This is a genomic window from Rhizobium sp. NXC24 (genome assembly GCF_002944315.1).
Lineage (GTDB): Bacteria > Pseudomonadota > Alphaproteobacteria > Rhizobiales > Rhizobiaceae > Rhizobium.
Genome location: NZ_CP024311.1, coordinates 302,102 through 316,611, shown reverse-complemented (window position 1 = coordinate 316,611; position 14,510 = coordinate 302,102). Strand labels below are relative to the sequence as shown.

Below are 14,510 nucleotides of genomic sequence, written 5' to 3'. Positions count from 1 at the left end.
GAACAAGACAAGACATCGCCTATGCCGTGCCCGCCGGCCCTTCGCTTGGGCTCAGGGCGTTCGACGCGCGAAACGATTCACTGGATCGTTTCGTCGGCTTCGCCGATCGCGTCTCACCCATTTCCAATCAGTATGCCCGCTGCAAGCACCAGGGAGCCACCAACAACGACCTGGAAGGCGGCGCGGAGAAACGGTGTCTCCATATATTTGTTCTGAATAAAGGCGATCGCCCACAGCTCGAAGAAGACAACGATGGCCGCAGTAATCGTGGCGGTCCAAAAATTGGGAATAAGATAGGGAAGCGCATGGCCCAATCCGCCGAGTGCCGTCATGATGCCGCAGGCAAAACCGCGCTTGATCGGCGAGCCGCGGCCGGAAATCTTGCCGTCGTCATGGGCGGCTTCAGTGAAGCCCATGGATATGCCGGCGCCGACGGAAGCCGACAGGCCGACGAGGAAGGTCTGCCATGTCTGCTGCGTCGCGAAGGCGGCGGCGAAGATCGGCGCAAGCGTCGAGACCGAGCCGTCGATCAGGCCGGCAAGGCCCGGCTGCACATAGGTGAGCACGAACTTGCGGCGGGCATCCGCATCCTCTTCTTCCTTCACCGATTCCGGCGTGTGCTTGTCGCCAAGCATGCGGGCAATGTCTTCATGCCCTTGTTCCGCCAGCGCCAGATCGCCGAGGAGCTGGCGCGTCGAGGCGTCGGAAACCCGCTTGCCCGCCTCGACATAAAAATTATAGGCCTGCTGTTCCATGCCCTCGGCTTCTGCACGGATGGCTTCGAGCGACAGGTTCTTGCGTAGCCAGTCCGGCTTGCGTTCATAGAAACCGTTGACATGTTCGCGCCGGATCAGCGGGATACGCTCGCCGAAACGCTTGCGGTGCATGTCGATCAGCGTCTTGCGGTGGGTATCCTCGACTTCGGCCATGTCCTCGAACACCTTGGCGGAATCGGGATAGTTGTCTCTTAGAATATCGGCATAGGCGAGATAAATGCGGGCATCGTCCTCTTCCGAGGCGATGGCAATGGCGAGAATTTCCTGTTCGGACAAAGAGGCAAAGGAACGTTTTGGCGAGCGGAAAAACCCGAGCAACATAAAAATCTCCATCTTTAGAATTATTCTAAAACTAAAGTGGACGATCACTGGGGTCAAGGGCTAACAGACTATGCCGAGCCAACTACCCCATGACTTTGACAGATTGCCGCAACGGCGGCATGACATCTTGGTTGCGCCATGAAAATGCATAGATAGAGGGCCGACAAACGCCGTATTGCGCAAAATGCTGAGCGGCGGCAGGAGCATGACATGAACATTGACATACAGGGTCGCGCCGCTCACCTGGCCGGCATCCGCGAGAAGGCCGAAGCCGAGATGACGCGCATCGGCATCGATGCAGCCTTCATCGACCGGCTTGTCGATACTTTCTACGGACGCATTCAGGCGCATCCCCGGCTCGGTCCGGTTTTTGACGGTCGTCTTGCCGGTCGGTGGCCGGACCATATGGAGAAGATGAAACGCTTCTGGTCGTCGGTTGCGTTCAAAAACGGCGCCTATGGCGGCAAGCCGGTGCAGGCTCATCTCGGCGTCGAAGGCATCGCGCCGGACCTTTTTCCAGAATGGCTGGCGCTTTTTTCGGAAACGCTTGCGGATATCGCGCCCTCGGATGAAGCTAGGGCCTGGTTCATGGCGACAGCCGAGCGCATCGCCAAGAGCCTGACGCTCTCACTCTTCTATAATCCGGCATTGGACGATCCGGCGAGGAAGACTGTCTAAGCTCAGCCCTTCGTGGCGAAAATCGTTGCGCCGATGCTGGCGGCGACGACGAGGGCCGTGCCGAACATCTGCGACGGCGTCATCGGCTGCGACAGGATAATAAAGCCGGCAACGGCAGCAATGGCGGGTTCCAGGCTCATGAGGATGCCGAAGGACGAGGTCGGCATGCGCCGCAGCGCGACCATTTCCAGCACATAGGGGAGCAGCGGAACGAGCAGTGCCAGGCCGGCGATTTCGAGGAGGCCAGAGGCTGTCAGATGCGGGGCGGCGGAGGCAAAGCCGAAAGGTGTTGAAACGACCGCCGCGACCAGCAGTGACATGGAAAGCCCTTCGAGACCCTGGAAGGCGTTGCCGACCTTCTTCGTCAACAGGATATAGCAGGCCCAGCCCACGCCCGCGCCGCAGGCAAAAAGGATGCCCGGCAGATTGCCCACCCATTCCTCACCGTCATAGGCCAATAGCAGAACGCCGACGCCGGCGAAGACGGGCCAGAGAAGCTGACGGCTCAACCCGAAGCCGAGGGTCGCGACAAGCAGAGGTCCGAGGAAGTCTATCGCGACCGCAAGACCCAGCGGAATGTGCGCAATCGCCGAGAAGAAGGAAGCCGTCATCAACGCCGATACGGAACCAAGTGCCAGCACGCTGATCCATTGCGAGCGGCTGTAGCTCATGATCTTCGGACGGACGATGATCGCCAGTGCGGCAGACGCGAAGACGAGCCGCAGCCACGTCGCGCCGACGGGTCCATAGGTATTGATGATCGGAGACGACAATGCCGAGCCGAATTGGATGCTGCACATGGACAGGACGCACATCAGCACGCCGGCGGCAATGCCGCCGGAGGATGGCGCAACATCCGGATGCGGCATCAGCGCCGCGCCGCCATCCGTGCCACTTTCGATAAGCTGCTGGTCCATGACCTCTCCTCTTATGCGGGTTTTTTAGAGATCTGGCCCTGGACTGACAAATTCAAACTTTTCATCCTGCGATCACGCGCGTTGATCCAGGCCCGTCTCAGGCTTCGAGGCCCATGAGGACGTTGGCGACGTTCAGGCCGATCTCGGGCACGCCATAACCGCCCTCCATGCAGACGAGAACCGGCAGGCCGGCGCCGGCAACGCGCTCGCCCATGCGAATGAAATCCTGCGACGTCAGCTTGAAAAAGGAGATGGGATCGCGCTCGAACGTATCGACGCCGAGCGAGAGCACGATCGCCTCCGCGCCGAAATTCTTGATGCGGGCGAGAGCCTCGGCAAGTGCCGCCGACCATTCTTCCCAGGACGTGCCGCGCGGCATCGGATAATTGCGGTTCGCCCCCAACCCTTCGCCTTCGCCCTTCTCGTCGACATGACCCAAGAAATAGGGGAAGGCATGGATGGGATCACCATGCAGCGAAGCGGTGAAGACATCGCCGCGCCGATAGAAGATATCCTGCGTGCCGTTGCCATGATGGAAATCGACATCGAGCACGGCCACTTTCTTCGTGCCGTGGTCGCGCAGCCGCTGCGCGGCGACGGCGGCATTGTTGATGAAGCAATAACCCCCGAAGAGATCGTATCCGGCGTGGTGGCCGGGCGGGCGGCAGAGGGCGAAGGCATAGCGATTGCCGGCATGGAGCCAATCGGCACCCGTCAATGCGCAGCGCATCGATGCGAGCGCCGCTTCATAGGAGCCCTTGGTGATCGAGGTGTCGGCGGCGTTGGCATAATGGCCGATCATGCCGACAATGTTTTCCGGCACGCGCTGGCTGGTGCGCCGCACGGGAAAAGAATTGGCGATCGCCTCACCCTTGTAACCGGCCGCAACCCAGCGCTCCCAGACCACGCCCAGAAAATCGAGATAGGCCGGATCGTGAACCTTGCGCGCCGTCTCCAACCCATGCGCTTCCGGCGCGACGATGTCCGCAAAACCGGCCTCCTTCACGGCGGCCAATATCCATTCGGCACGGAACGGCGCTTCGAAAGGCGTCACAAGCTGCCCATCATGCAGTTCTGTCTTGGCGTCCCTCAGCTTGTGATCTTCCGAATAGATGACGCGCATGGCAGCCTCCTGACGCCGGCTAAATTCCCTGGGGAATGCAGAGGCTTACACGGATTGCAGGACGGAAAAAAGAGCCGCATGCGCTCTTGATCGCCGGCAGAAACAACGCCACCTTCCCCATGCCTTCCATTCCACTGGGAGATTCGCGCCGCATGAAAGTTCTGATGGTCGATGTCGACGGTGTGCTGGTGCATGGGCGACCCGGCGATGGCCTGCACTACTGCACCTATCTGGAACGCGATCTCGGTATCAAGCGTGAGGTGCTTCAGGAAGAATTCTTCAGGAAAGACCATTGGGGAGACGTCGTTACCGGCCGCGACAATCTGGAACCCCGGCTCACCCGCGTTCTGGAGAGGATCGCGCCGGGGCTGAGCGCCTCAACGCTGATCGACTACTGGTTCGAGAACGACTCCCGCCTCGACCAAGCCTTGCTTGGCGACCTCGCGGCGCTGCGGGCCAAGGGCATCCCGATGTACCTGGCGACCAACCAGGAGCATCGCCGCGCCGCCTATCTGATGGAAAAGCTTGACCTATCCTCCTATTTCGACGGCATCTTCTATTCCGCCATGCTCGGCTACCAGAAGCCCGCGCCTGAATTCTTCCGGCTGGCCACCGAGCGCGTCGGTATCGAAGCCCATGAGATCGCCTTCATCGACGATTATCCCGCCAACATAGAGGCCGCGCGGCAATTCGGCTGGAAGGCCATGCACTGGACGACGACTTCGACGCTGAATGACGCGCTTGCCGCATTTTCACAGTGACTATGCCAACCGAGTTCAGGCGGCGATCCGCTTATAGAACAGCGTCGTATCGCAAAGGCCGCCTTCCGGCCACATGGCGTAATCGGGGATGACCCCGACCCGCTGCCAGCCGAGACGGGGATAGATGGCTTCGGCTTCGCTGCCGGTTGCGGTATCAAGCACCAGCAGGGTCTTGCCGCGCTTGGCCGCTTCACGCTCAGCCGCCGCCATCAGCAGTCGCGCCAGCCCCTTGCCACGCGCAGAGCGATGCACCAGCAATTTCTTGAGATCGCCGCGATGCGGCTGGTTCGGCATCTGCGCCGCGCCTACCTGCACGGTACCCACAACTTTGCCCTCGATCTCGGCTACCAAGAGCAGCGTAGCGCCGCTCTCGACGCTGTCGGCGACGCCTTGCCAATAGGGCATGGCGTCGGCTGGCTTATACGGCTGCATGAAGCCGACCGAGGCGCCACCGTTGACGCAATCGGCGAGCACGTCGCAGAGGTCAGGAGCGACGGCGCGGGCTTCGGCGGCGGAAAGAAGACGAATATCGGGCATGAAAAAGGTCCTTGACGATTATGAGCGGCCGCGATCGAGGATGACGCAATAGCGCGCCGGACCCTCGCCGGGATTATGAAAGGCATGACCGTCGCCGACGCCCATGAAGAGGCAATCCCCGGGCATCAGGCGATGGGTGACATCACGATGGGTCACCTCCATCTCGCCTTCGAACAGCCAGACATGTTGTGTCATGGCAAGGCTCGCGGCATTCGGAGGAAAGCTAACGCGTGCGCCGGCGGGGAAGACGACTTCAACAACATCCACCTTCGATTCCGTTCCCGGTGGCGAGACGGCGCGTCTGATATAGCCGGTTTCCGGATCGCGCCAGACCGCTTGCTGGTCGCGGCGAGCCAATGGCGACACGTCCTTGGCGTCCTCGGCGAAGAAGGCTGAGAGCGACAGGCCGAGGGCTGCGCAGAGCCTTGACAACAAGGACGCCGTCGGGCTCGCCTCGGCCCGCTCGATGCGCGAAATCATCGCACGGCTGACGGCGGAGGCATTCGCCAGCTCGTCCAGCGTCAGACCGCGAGCGATGCGCAACTGCTTGATGCGCGCCCCGATCGCCAGTTCCAGATCGTCGTCTATCATCTGCCCCGCACTATTCGACTGAAATTCCAATATAAGAGAAATACACGATCAAATAATGGAATCAAGCGCGATAATGATCTTGATAAATGGAGCGCCCGAAAAGCCTGCCTTCATGCGAATATAGCCGCCAAAACCCCGCTTTTCCGCTTTGCGGCGCGGGGCGGCGCTGCTATATGGCGCGCATGAGCACCAATTCCACCACTCCGCTTTCGCATATCCGCAACTTCTCGATCGTGGCCCATATCGACCACGGCAAATCGACGCTGGCCGACCGCCTGATCCAGACGACGGGCGGCCTCGCCGAACGCGAGATGTCGGAGCAGGTGCTGGACAATATGGAGATCGAGCGCGAGCGCGGCATCACCATCAAGGCCCAGACCGTGCGCCTGCACTACAAGGCGAATAACGGCGAGACCTATATTCTCAACCTGATCGACACGCCCGGACACGTCGACTTCGCCTACGAAGTCTCCCGCTCGCTGTCGGCCTGCGAGGGCTCGCTGCTGGTGGTCGATGCCAGCCAAGGCGTCGAGGCGCAGACGCTCGCCAACGTCTATCAGGCGATCGACAACAACCACGAACTCGTCACCGTGCTCAACAAGATCGACCTGCCGGCGGCCGAACCGGACCGCATCAAGGAACAGATCGAGGAAGTGATCGGCATCGACGCCTCCGACGCCGTGCTGATCTCTGCCAAGACCGGCCTCGGCATTCCCGACGTTCTCGAAGCCATCGTTCATAAGCTGCCGGCGCCGAAGAGCGCGGGCGGCGAAAAGGCGCCGCTGAAGGCGCTGCTGGTCGATAGCTGGTACGACACCTATCTCGGCGTCATGGTTCTCGTGCGCATCATCGACGGCACGCTGACCAAGGGCCAGACCATCCGCATGATGGGCACGGACGCGAAATACCAGATCGAGCGCGTCGGCGTGCTGACGCCGAAGATGGTCGCCGTCGACAGCCTCGGCCCGGGCGAGATCGGCTTCATCACCGCTTCGATCAAGGAAGTAGCCGACACCCGCGTCGGCGATACTATCACTGAGGACAAGCGCCCGACCGCTGCGCCGCTGCCTGGCTTCAAGCCGGCGCAGCCTGTCGTGTTCTGCGGCCTCTTCCCCGTCGATGCCGCCGATTTCGAGGACCTGCGCTCGGCCATGGGCAAGCTGCGCCTCAACGACGCCAGCTTCTCCTTTGAAATGGAATCTTCTGCCGCTCTCGGCTTCGGCTTCCGCTGCGGCTTCCTCGGCCTGCTGCATCTGGAAATCATCCAGGAGCGCCTGGAGCGCGAATTCAATCTCGACCTGATCGCGACGGCCCCTTCGGTCGTCTATCAGCTCACCATGACCGACGGCACCGAGATCGAGCTGCACAATCCGGCCGACATGCCCGACGTCGTCAAGATTTCCGAATTCCGCGAGCCGTGGATCAAGGCAACGATCCTGACGCCGGACGATTATCTCGGCTCGATCCTGAAGCTCTGCCAGGACCGCCGCGGCATCCAGACCGAGCTGACCTATGTCGGCAACCGCGCCATGATCACCTACGACCTGCCGCTCAACGAAGTCGTTTTCGACTTCTACGATCGTCTGAAGTCGATCTCAAAGGGCTATGCCTCCTTCGACTACAGCCTGACCGATTATCGCGAGAGCGACCTCGTCAAGATGTCGATCCTCGTCAATGCCGAGCCGGTGGATGCGCTCTCCATGCTCGTACACCGCTCCGCCGCCGAAAAGCGCGGCCGCGTCATGTGCGAGAAGCTGAAGGACCTCATCCCGCAGCACATGTTCCAGATCCCGATCCAGGCCGCCATCGGCGGGCGCATCATCGCTCGCGAGACGGTGAAGGCCCTGCGCAAGGACGTGACCGCCAAGTGCTACGGCGGCGACGCCACCCGCAAGCGCAAGCTGCTCGACAAGCAGAAGGAAGGCAAAAAGCGCATGCGGCAGTTCGGCAAGGTCGAAATCCCGCAGGAAGCGTTTATTGCAGCGCTGAAGATGGGGGATGAATAAAGCTCTTCTGAATGGCGGATCACGCGCATATAGTTTGGGCATAATTTGAGGAACGCCTCATGGCCCAAACGACGCGCAAAGCCGCCATTTTGTCTCTGGACGAAAGACTGCTTTCAGATGCCCGTGAACTGAAAATCAATATCGCGCGTGCGGCCGAAGATGGCATAGCGCACGCCATCAAAGCCGAGCGTGAGCGCCTATGGCGTCTGGAAAACGCCGAGGCTATCGAACAAGCCAATGCTTACGTTGAAAAACATGGCGTGCCGTTCGGAAAATACAGGCAATTCTGACGGCACGATTTCGCAGCTAGAATTTATGCCTGCTCCCCATACTCCTTGATGAGCCCCTCATACTCGTTCATCTCCGGCAGCGCCGCATAGCTGTGCTTTGCCGGTGTCGTCACCCAGGGCAATTTTTCTCTTGTCCAGGTCTCGACGAAGGGCGTGAACCAACTGGGGTCGTCGAGCATGGTCGGGCGCAGGTTGACGAACCAGTCGAACCCTTCCAGGCGCGTGAACATCCAAGTCATGCAGTAGGGGCAGAAATAGTGCTTCAGGTTTTCGTCGTGCATGCCGCCGATAACGGGTTCGCCTTGCGTGACTTCGAAACCTTCGCTCGGAATGGCGACGCTCAGCGAATAGGCGCTGGAGGACATGCGCTGACAGCCGGTGCAATGGCAGGCCATGGTCAATAGCGGTTTGGCGCTGATCTTCAGTCGCACCTCCCCGCAACGGCATCCACCTTTCCAGGGTAATTCTGGCTGGATCATGATCTCGCCTCCTCCGGTTTCTATGAAATCTAGTGGCCTTGACGCCGTTGTCAAAGCCATCGTCAACGTCGCTCGGCCATCATAATCTGACATTGCCTGCCGCTTGTTTTCACGACACCATGGCAGCGTTCGGAGATATCCCGATGTTGAAATCACGATCGATTGCCATCGCCTTCGCGCTCGCAGTCATCAACGAGGCAGCCGTCGCTCACGCCGATGATCAGAGCCGGCTTTACCGAGCGCAGGCAATCGTTACCGGCACTGGCGCCATCAATCGCGAACTCGGCTTCAAGGATTGCCTGGGTCGCGTGCTGGTCAGGGTCAGCGGCGATCAGCGTGTGACGACGGAGAATGCCTTTCAAGCGATGCTGCCGCGTGCCGGCTCCTTCGTCGCGACCTACAGCTATCGCGATCGCCTGGAAGGTATCCCGATCCATGACGAGCAAGGCACCCACGACCGGCCGCAGGACCTCACTTGCATCTACATGCCCGATACCATCGATCAATTGCTGTCCACGCTCGGGCACAAGCCGTGGCTGTCACCGCGCCCGAAACTCGCGATTTTCTTGGTCGTACGCGATGCGCAACGCACTTTCACGCTGACCCGCGACGGTGACGAAAGCCCTTACATGATCGACGCTTTCGAAGCGGCCGCCAGACCGTTTGCCATGGCAATCATTATGCCCAACAAGGCAATGCTGGTCAGCCGGGGCCTCACCACAACGGGTTTGACGGGGACGGCACAGCAGGAACTCGATGCCTTGGCCAAGACCATCGGCGGCGATATCGCCTTGGCGGGTTCGCTTGTCTGGAGCGACAAGGATCTCGGCTGGGTCGCCGATTGGTCGATGATGGAAAGTGGAAAAATCCATCACTGGCGAATCCGCGGCGTCAGCTTCGATGACGCATTTCGCAACGCTATAGGCGGGGCGGCACAGATCGCCTCCGGCAATGGAGAGCCGCAATAGATGGGCTAGCCGATTGAACCGCTCTAAGACGCCGCCTGCAGCTCCACCTCAGCACCAATCGTCCTCACCCACGCCCGGGCGATCGTCAGCCCGGCGATCTCAGCCGCCGGTGCATTCTTTGCGGCGATCTCGGCATAGCGCTCCAGCCAGCCGGGTTCGTTGCGCTCGATCGTCGCCTTGAACTCCGTCCGCCAGCCTTCGACAACGGCGGTATTGGCTTCGAAATGGAACTGCGTGCCGTAAGCGGCGCGGCCGATGCGGAAGGCTTGGTTGTTGGTCACCGCGTTGGTGGCGAGGCGAATGGCGCCTGTCGGCAGCGAAAACGTGTCGGAGTGCCATTGGAAGATGGTGAAATCATCGCCCAAAGCAGATAGCAGCGGATCGGCCTTGCCTTCCTCGGTGACGCCGACGGTTTTCCAGCCGAATTCATGGGCGGCACCGAGAAGATTTTCGGCCTCGTAGGCGCGGGCCAGAATCTGGCTGCCGAGGCAGATGCCGAGCACGGCCTTGTCGGCCTCCTCGAACCGACGCATGAGCCTTGCGAGCTCCGGCAGATAGGGGTGGGTGTCGTCGTCGCGGGCATTCTGCTCGCCGCCGAGCACCACCAGCGCATCATGCGCCGCTACATCGCTCGGAAGCCGCTCGCCATCCCACGCACGGAACCATTCGATCTCCGCTCCCGCTTCTTCCAGCGCGATGCCGAGGGCGCCGAGCGGCGTATCTTTCATGTTTTCGACGATGGCGACCCGCATTCCCATGACCCCCGAATACAATTCGGGCAAAATGAACATGGGAGGGCCGACGACGCAAGAGGCCAGCTTGCGGCCGATTAAAGTTGAGCCTAAATGTCAGCAAACAACAAGGAAACCGCCGATGACCGACAAGCCCCGGATCACCATTCTCTATTGTACGCAATGCAACTGGCTGCTGCGCGCCGGCTGGATGGCGCAGGAACTGCTGCAAACTTTCAGCGACAGCGTGGGCGAAGTGGCGCTGATCCCCGGCACGGGCGGCAACTTCGAAATCCGTATCGATGGCGAGCTGTTGTGGGAGCGCAAGCGCGACGGCGGCTTCCCCGGTCCGAAGGAGCTGAAGCAGCGGGTGCGCGATATCATCGATCCCGATCGCGATCTCGGCCATACCGACCGCGGATCGCTGGAGAGCTGACTACCCCATTCTCCGGCGCACCTCCGCGGCGCGCCGGCCGATATTCCGCCGACTGACATATCGAGAAGGCGCGGCCTGCGGCGCGTCTTCGCTCCGTCACTTATCTTTCCTGCCGAGGCTGATCGTGCTGGCAGCCTGCCTGACCTGAGAACCAGGCTGCTGCTTTACAGCGACGATCTTGCCCTTCTTGGGTTTCCGCGCTTCGCGGGTACTTCTCAATTGACCCTTTGCCATTTTGGGCTCCTTGCTTCGCCCGCGACCCTGTGGAAGCGGCGACATTATAGGGACTGCCCAAGTCGCGAGAAAAGCAAGCGATTTATTTTCGCTTCCTCATATAGACAAGGCGAATGGATGTGCTCTGTGCTGAAACCGGCGCCAGAGGCGCTCCCGCTCACTCAATAATAGGGGGAGCGGCAGGTCTGAAAGCCGTGGTGAAGGGTGGTGTAGAGATTGGTGCCGGGATTGTAGGTCCGATAATGTTCGGAGCACCATATCTGATGCCGCGTGCGATTGTTGACCGGCGCCGGGTAATTGGTTCTCGGCGGAACAGGATTGCGCGGCTGGATATAGATGCGGGGATTGTCAAAGCGCGACCTCCTATCGAGGCTCCGCGGCGTATAGGGAATGGGATAGCCAGGCGGGCGGTACCATTGCTGCGAGCCGAAACCGAAACAACCGCGAGCGTCGCAAACAGTGGGCCCAACCCTTGGGGGAGGCAGGCCGAGCTTCGGGCTGTTCGAGGCCGCATTGGCGAGATCCGGTGGCGACAACAAAACGAGGCTGACGGCGCAGCCGAACGCGATCTTGCCGAAAACAGTCATGGCAGACTCCTGTTGCTGGTCTTGGCGACCCAGCATCTTTTCCCGCGGCTCGCTCTATATTTGGGGCTTCCCTCAAGGCAAAACCAGGGGCGCGAAGGCGGCTATCGGCCGCGATCGATCGGTTGATCCTTTCCCCCGCTTGTTCCATAAGAGGCGCAACATTCCGAGGAGATTGCACGTGAGCAGCTTGAAATTTGGAACCAGCGGCCTTCGCGGCCTGTCCGTCGATCTCATGGGACGGGCATCTGCCCTCTACGCCACGGCCTATGCCCGCCACCTGTTGAAGAGCGGCCATGCGCAGCCCGGCGATCTCATCCTGGTCGGCCGCGATTTTCGCGAGTCCAGCCCGGCGATCTCGGCCACCTGCATCGGCGCGCTGAAACGCGCCGGCCTCACGCCAGTCGATTGCGGCACGGTGCCGACCCCGGCGCTGGCGCTTTACGGACTAGAGCTCAAGGCCGCCTCGCTCATGATCACCGGCTCGCATATTCCGGCCGACCGCAACGGCATCAAATTCTACCGCCCCGACGGCGAGATCGACAAGCAGGACGAGCTGGCAATCAGCACTGAGGCCGCTGACATCGGCGACGCCGACCTCGATGAGACGCCCGGCACTTGCGACGACCGGAAGGCGGAAGCCGAGGCGCTGTTCTTCGAGCGCAATGTCGCCCTGCTGCCCGCCGACAGCCTCGCCGGCCTCACCATCGGCGTCTATCAGCACAGCACCGTGGCGCGCGATCTGCTCGGCCTGGTGCTGGCCCATTACGGCGCGCGCGTCGTGCCGCTCGGCCGCTCCGAAAGTTTCATCCCGGTCGATACCGAAGCGGTCTCGGCCGAAACCATCCGCCTGTTGAAGGGCTGGGCGCCGGAGCATGGGCTGGATGCGATCGTCTCCGCCGATGGCGATGGCGACCGGCCGCTTGTCTCCGATGAAACCGGCGAGCCGCTGCGCGGCGACCTGCTCGGCCTGATTGCCGCGAATTTCCTCGGCGCGGAAGTCGTAGTGACGCCGGTCACCTCCAATTCCGGCATCGAGGCCGCCGGCTCCTACGCCGTTACCCGCACCCGCGTCGGCTCGCCCTATGTCATCGCCGGCATGGATGAGGCCTTAGCGGCCGGCAAGGCCAATGTCATGGGCTTCGAGGCCAATGGCGGCACGCTGACGGCAAGCCGCTTCATCATCGAGGGACAGCCGATCCGCGCCCTGCCGACGCGCGACAGCTTCCTGCCGATCCTGGCGACGCTCTACGCCGCCGCGCGGGCAGAGCAATCGCTGTCGGCCGTTGCCGCCAACTACCGCCTGCCGTTTGCCGCCGCCGACCGGCTGGAGAATTTTCCGGTCGAAACCAGCGGGGCGCTGATGGCCTATCTGCGCGCCTCCGACGCCAATCTCGCCGCCTTCCTGGCGCCGGTCGCCGGCGTCGCGTCAAAGAGCGATATAGACGGGCTGCGGGTGACGCTGGCCGACGGCCGAATCATCCATTTCCGCCCCTCCGGCAATGCGCCGGAGATGCGCTGCTATGTCGAAGCGGCAGATGAAAACGAGGCAAAGGCCTTGCTGGAACAGGGACTTGGCCTCATCCGCGCCTGGGCGGCGGCCCGGGGTTAACCCGGGCTTCAACCGCTTTTTTCAAGATTGCCACGAAAACTTCAAAAACCCTGTTGACACCGGACAGCCACCCCCTTACATGCGTGTCCGTCGCCCAGATGGCGGAATTGGTAGACGCGCAGGTTTCAGGTACCTGTGCCGCGAGGCGTGGAGGTTCGAGTCCTCTTCTGGGCACCATTTCCTTTTGATCACTGCCAAGATCAAAGAGTTAGATTTCGTGAAAGTTTGCGCGTTTTGTGCCTTGTGACAAAGGCCTGCGGCAATGCGCTTGGGGCTTGGGCCGCGCGGTGGCTTCGAAGGTTCTTCCGACGCCCATCTCTCCATGTGGGTAATCTCGCCACGGCTGCTCCGTGAATACCTGTGAGAAATCTGGCTCTAAACTTTATTGAAGCACCAAGTCGGGTTCTACTGCATCAGGTTGATCAAATGAGTGTTTATGAAGTCAGCGCACTTCTGCCCGTGTTCGATCTGAATGTATCGTGCCATGAACTCGTCCATTCTCGCGCTGTATAGCTTTGTGATCTTTTCCTTGAGAGCCCCTTCCACCTGAGTCGGCACGCCGTATCCGGTGGAGTAGACCTTGGTATAGTAGGATTTGCCTTCGGGGATGTTAGCCTCAAGTAACCGCATGTTTTGATTGGCGAAAGCAAAACCCAAGAATACAATAGCTCTCGCTTGGGCGATGGCAGTCTTAATCGCATCCACTTGTTGTGAATCACGAATCGACTCAGACCACGTGACGAGCGACTCGCTTACTCTCCAAAGATCCAATCGATCGAGATCGGGGCCGTAGGGTATGTAGTCCCGGTCCAACAAGCCCTGAGGGAGCCTTCCCAACGTCCCATACGGATGTATGATCCGCATGTTACTAACAATCTTGTACGCCTGCTCGCGGGAAACTTTATAAAAACTCCGTTCAATGGCCGCGATAAGATAAAATTCAATGCATCTGTCGTAGTTGAAACAGATAATGGTAATATTGCTACCAATGTTGTCGACGTCGGTTGTGCGAACGCCGTCGAATAGCGCCCGAGCGAAAGTCGCAATCCACGCGTTATCTAGAGCTTCCCAGTTTAGATCCTGCCTGTTCCTATCTCGGTTAACCGCGAGCTTCGAAGCACCTTCCGCTTTTGCAATAGCATAGGCAATCTGAAGCTTTCCCACTTCGGCAATATGTGGCACGTGATTGTTTCGGTCGATGAATGAGTCAATCGAGCCGGCGGAGTCAATCGCCCGGTAAATCTCTGCGCATGCCTCAAAACGGGCATTGATTTCATCGTTGCGGTTCTCATACCGCCTGACGATTGCATCGTGGATTTCTTTGACACCCTCCTTAAGCCCGTAGTCAAAACGGAACTTTGAGTTTTGCTTGATGGTGTTCATCAATTTCCAGCCGACCGGCAAATTAAATTCGTCGCTAGCACCAGCACCAATCACAAAAACAGTATTGTCTTTGAACATAAGTA

Annotated in this window: 17 protein-coding genes and 1 tRNA gene; 8 read left to right on the top strand and 10 right to left on the bottom strand. The window is 60.2% G+C overall.

The window, feature by feature from the left end; translation table 11 throughout:
* Nucleotides 1-113: 113 nt before the first annotated feature.
* Entirely contained in the window at nt 114-1,097 is a 984-nt protein-coding gene (mbfA, locus tag NXC24_RS01555; RefSeq protein WP_104821691.1) for an iron exporter MbfA, read from the bottom strand.
* A 210-nt stretch (nt 1,098-1,307) separates the two neighbouring features.
* Here mbfA and NXC24_RS01550 point away from each other — a divergent pair, with 210 nt between their 5' ends.
* Nucleotides 1,308-1,775 carry a truncated hemoglobin gene (locus NXC24_RS01550; RefSeq protein WP_104821690.1) on the top strand — a complete coding sequence of 156 codons (468 nt, stop codon included), beginning with the start codon at nt 1,308-1,310 and terminating at the stop codon, nt 1,773-1,775.
* 2 nt (nt 1,776-1,777) lie between these two features.
* Here the strand turns inward: NXC24_RS01550 and NXC24_RS01545 are convergent, their stop codons facing one another.
* Nucleotides 1,778-2,692 carry an EamA family transporter gene (locus NXC24_RS01545; protein WP_104821689.1) on the bottom strand — a complete coding sequence of 305 codons (915 nt, stop codon included), beginning with the start codon at nt 2,690-2,692 and terminating at the stop codon, nt 1,778-1,780.
* 97 nt (nt 2,693-2,789) lie between these two features.
* The gene (locus tag NXC24_RS01540; protein ID WP_104821688.1) at nt 2,790-3,815 is read right to left on the bottom strand and encodes a histone deacetylase family protein; all 1,026 of its coding nucleotides are present in this window, start codon (nt 3,813-3,815) and stop codon (nt 2,790-2,792) included.
* Nucleotides 3,816-3,967: 152 nt separating this feature from the next.
* On the opposite strand from NXC24_RS01540, the gene NXC24_RS01535 reads away from it, so the two are divergent.
* Nucleotides 3,968-4,576, top strand: a complete 609-nt coding sequence (locus NXC24_RS01535; RefSeq protein WP_104824953.1) for an HAD-IA family hydrolase — start codon at nt 3,968-3,970, stop codon at nt 4,574-4,576.
* Nucleotides 4,577-4,591: 15 nt separating this feature from the next.
* Here the strand turns inward: NXC24_RS01535 and NXC24_RS01530 are convergent, their stop codons facing one another.
* Nucleotides 4,592-5,113 carry a GNAT family N-acetyltransferase gene (locus tag NXC24_RS01530; RefSeq protein WP_104821687.1) on the bottom strand — a complete coding sequence of 174 codons (522 nt, stop codon included), beginning with the start codon at nt 5,111-5,113 and terminating at the stop codon, nt 4,592-4,594.
* Between the two features lie 18 nt (nt 5,114-5,131).
* Entirely contained in the window at nt 5,132-5,701 is a 570-nt protein-coding gene (locus tag NXC24_RS01525; protein WP_104824952.1) for an XRE family transcriptional regulator, read from the bottom strand.
* A gap of 176 nt (nt 5,702-5,877) precedes the next feature.
* Here NXC24_RS01525 and lepA point away from each other — a divergent pair, with 176 nt between their 5' ends.
* Both lepA and NXC24_RS01515 read left to right on the top strand, forming a co-directional pair.
* A complete protein-coding gene (gene lepA / locus NXC24_RS01520) occupies nt 5,878-7,710 on the top strand; it encodes a translation elongation factor 4 (protein WP_104824951.1) in 1,833 nt (610 codons plus the stop codon).
* Nucleotides 7,711-7,769: 59 nt separating this feature from the next.
* Entirely contained in the window at nt 7,770-8,000 is a 231-nt protein-coding gene (locus NXC24_RS01515) for a type II toxin-antitoxin system CcdA family antitoxin (RefSeq protein WP_104821686.1), read from the top strand.
* A 23-nt stretch (nt 8,001-8,023) separates the two neighbouring features.
* On the opposite strand, the gene NXC24_RS01510 is transcribed toward NXC24_RS01515, so the two are convergent.
* Nucleotides 8,024-8,479, bottom strand: coding sequence for a GFA family protein (locus NXC24_RS01510; protein WP_104821685.1), 456 nt, complete (start codon nt 8,477-8,479; stop codon nt 8,024-8,026).
* Between the two features lie 143 nt (nt 8,480-8,622).
* Here NXC24_RS01510 and NXC24_RS01505 point away from each other — a divergent pair, with 143 nt between their 5' ends.
* Nucleotides 8,623-9,447, top strand: a complete 825-nt coding sequence (locus NXC24_RS01505; RefSeq protein ID WP_158704413.1) for a DUF2066 domain-containing protein — start codon at nt 8,623-8,625, stop codon at nt 9,445-9,447.
* A 23-nt stretch (nt 9,448-9,470) separates the two neighbouring features.
* On the opposite strand, the gene NXC24_RS01500 is transcribed toward NXC24_RS01505, so the two are convergent.
* Nucleotides 9,471-10,199, bottom strand: a complete 729-nt coding sequence (locus tag NXC24_RS01500; protein WP_104824950.1) for a type 1 glutamine amidotransferase — start codon at nt 10,197-10,199, stop codon at nt 9,471-9,473.
* A gap of 121 nt (nt 10,200-10,320) precedes the next feature.
* Between NXC24_RS01500 and NXC24_RS01495 the strand changes: the two genes are divergently transcribed.
* Nucleotides 10,321-10,614, top strand: a complete 294-nt coding sequence (locus NXC24_RS01495) for a SelT/SelW/SelH family protein (protein ID WP_028750867.1) — start codon at nt 10,321-10,323, stop codon at nt 10,612-10,614.
* Nucleotides 10,615-10,710: 96 nt separating this feature from the next.
* Here NXC24_RS01495 and NXC24_RS35390 read toward each other — a convergent pair whose 3' ends face one another.
* Both NXC24_RS35390 and NXC24_RS01490 read right to left on the bottom strand, forming a co-directional pair.
* Nucleotides 10,711-10,848, bottom strand: coding sequence for a hypothetical protein (locus NXC24_RS35390; RefSeq protein ID WP_199773510.1), 138 nt, complete (start codon nt 10,846-10,848; stop codon nt 10,711-10,713).
* A gap of 161 nt (nt 10,849-11,009) precedes the next feature.
* Nucleotides 11,010-11,435, bottom strand: a complete 426-nt coding sequence (locus NXC24_RS01490) for a BA14K family protein (RefSeq protein WP_104821683.1) — start codon at nt 11,433-11,435, stop codon at nt 11,010-11,012.
* A 187-nt stretch (nt 11,436-11,622) separates the two neighbouring features.
* Here NXC24_RS01490 and NXC24_RS01485 point away from each other — a divergent pair, with 187 nt between their 5' ends.
* The gene (locus NXC24_RS01485) at nt 11,623-13,044 is read left to right on the top strand and encodes a phosphomannomutase (protein ID WP_199773558.1); all 1,422 of its coding nucleotides are present in this window, start codon (nt 11,623-11,625) and stop codon (nt 13,042-13,044) included.
* Nucleotides 13,045-13,136: 92 nt separating this feature from the next.
* Nucleotides 13,137-13,221, top strand: a tRNA-Leu gene (locus NXC24_RS01480).
* Between the two features lie 228 nt (nt 13,222-13,449).
* On the opposite strand, the gene NXC24_RS01475 is transcribed toward NXC24_RS01480, so the two are convergent.
* On the bottom strand, nt 13,450-14,505 hold the full coding sequence (locus NXC24_RS01475; RefSeq protein ID WP_104821681.1) for a hypothetical protein: 1,056 nt from the start codon (nt 14,503-14,505) through the stop codon (nt 13,450-13,452).
* Nucleotides 14,506-14,510 lie beyond the last annotated feature (5 nt).

Coding starts and splice junctions, on each gene's coding strand:
- mbfA (WP_104821691.1), bottom strand. CDS start 1,097: ATGTTGCTCGGGTTTTTCCGCTCGCCAAAACGTTCCTTTGCCTCTTTG.
- NXC24_RS01550 (WP_104821690.1), top strand. CDS start 1,308: ATGAACATTGACATACAGGGTCGCGCCGCTCACCTGGCCGGCATCCGC.
- NXC24_RS01545 (WP_104821689.1), bottom strand. CDS start 2,692: ATGGACCAGCAGCTTATCGAAAGTGGCACGGATGGCGGCGCGGCGCTG.
- NXC24_RS01540 (WP_104821688.1), bottom strand. CDS start 3,815: ATGCGCGTCATCTATTCGGAAGATCACAAGCTGAGGGACGCCAAGACA.
- NXC24_RS01535 (WP_104824953.1), top strand. CDS start 3,968: ATGAAAGTTCTGATGGTCGATGTCGACGGTGTGCTGGTGCATGGGCGA.
- NXC24_RS01530 (WP_104821687.1), bottom strand. CDS start 5,113: ATGCCCGATATTCGTCTTCTTTCCGCCGCCGAAGCCCGCGCCGTCGCT.
- lepA (WP_104824951.1), top strand. CDS start 5,878: ATGGCGCGCATGAGCACCAATTCCACCACTCCGCTTTCGCATATCCGC.
- NXC24_RS01515 (WP_104821686.1), top strand. CDS start 7,770: ATGGCCCAAACGACGCGCAAAGCCGCCATTTTGTCTCTGGACGAAAGA.
- NXC24_RS01510 (WP_104821685.1), bottom strand. CDS start 8,479: ATGATCCAGCCAGAATTACCCTGGAAAGGTGGATGCCGTTGCGGGGAG.
- NXC24_RS01505 (WP_158704413.1), top strand. CDS start 8,623: ATGTTGAAATCACGATCGATTGCCATCGCCTTCGCGCTCGCAGTCATC.
- NXC24_RS01500 (WP_104824950.1), bottom strand. CDS start 10,199: ATGCGGGTCGCCATCGTCGAAAACATGAAAGATACGCCGCTCGGCGCC.
- NXC24_RS01495 (WP_028750867.1), top strand. CDS start 10,321: ATGACCGACAAGCCCCGGATCACCATTCTCTATTGTACGCAATGCAAC.
- NXC24_RS35390 (WP_199773510.1), bottom strand. CDS start 10,848: ATGGCAAAGGGTCAATTGAGAAGTACCCGCGAAGCGCGGAAACCCAAG.
- NXC24_RS01490 (WP_104821683.1), bottom strand. CDS start 11,435: ATGACTGTTTTCGGCAAGATCGCGTTCGGCTGCGCCGTCAGCCTCGTT.
- NXC24_RS01475 (WP_104821681.1), bottom strand. CDS start 14,505: ATGTTCAAAGACAATACTGTTTTTGTGATTGGTGCTGGTGCTAGCGAC.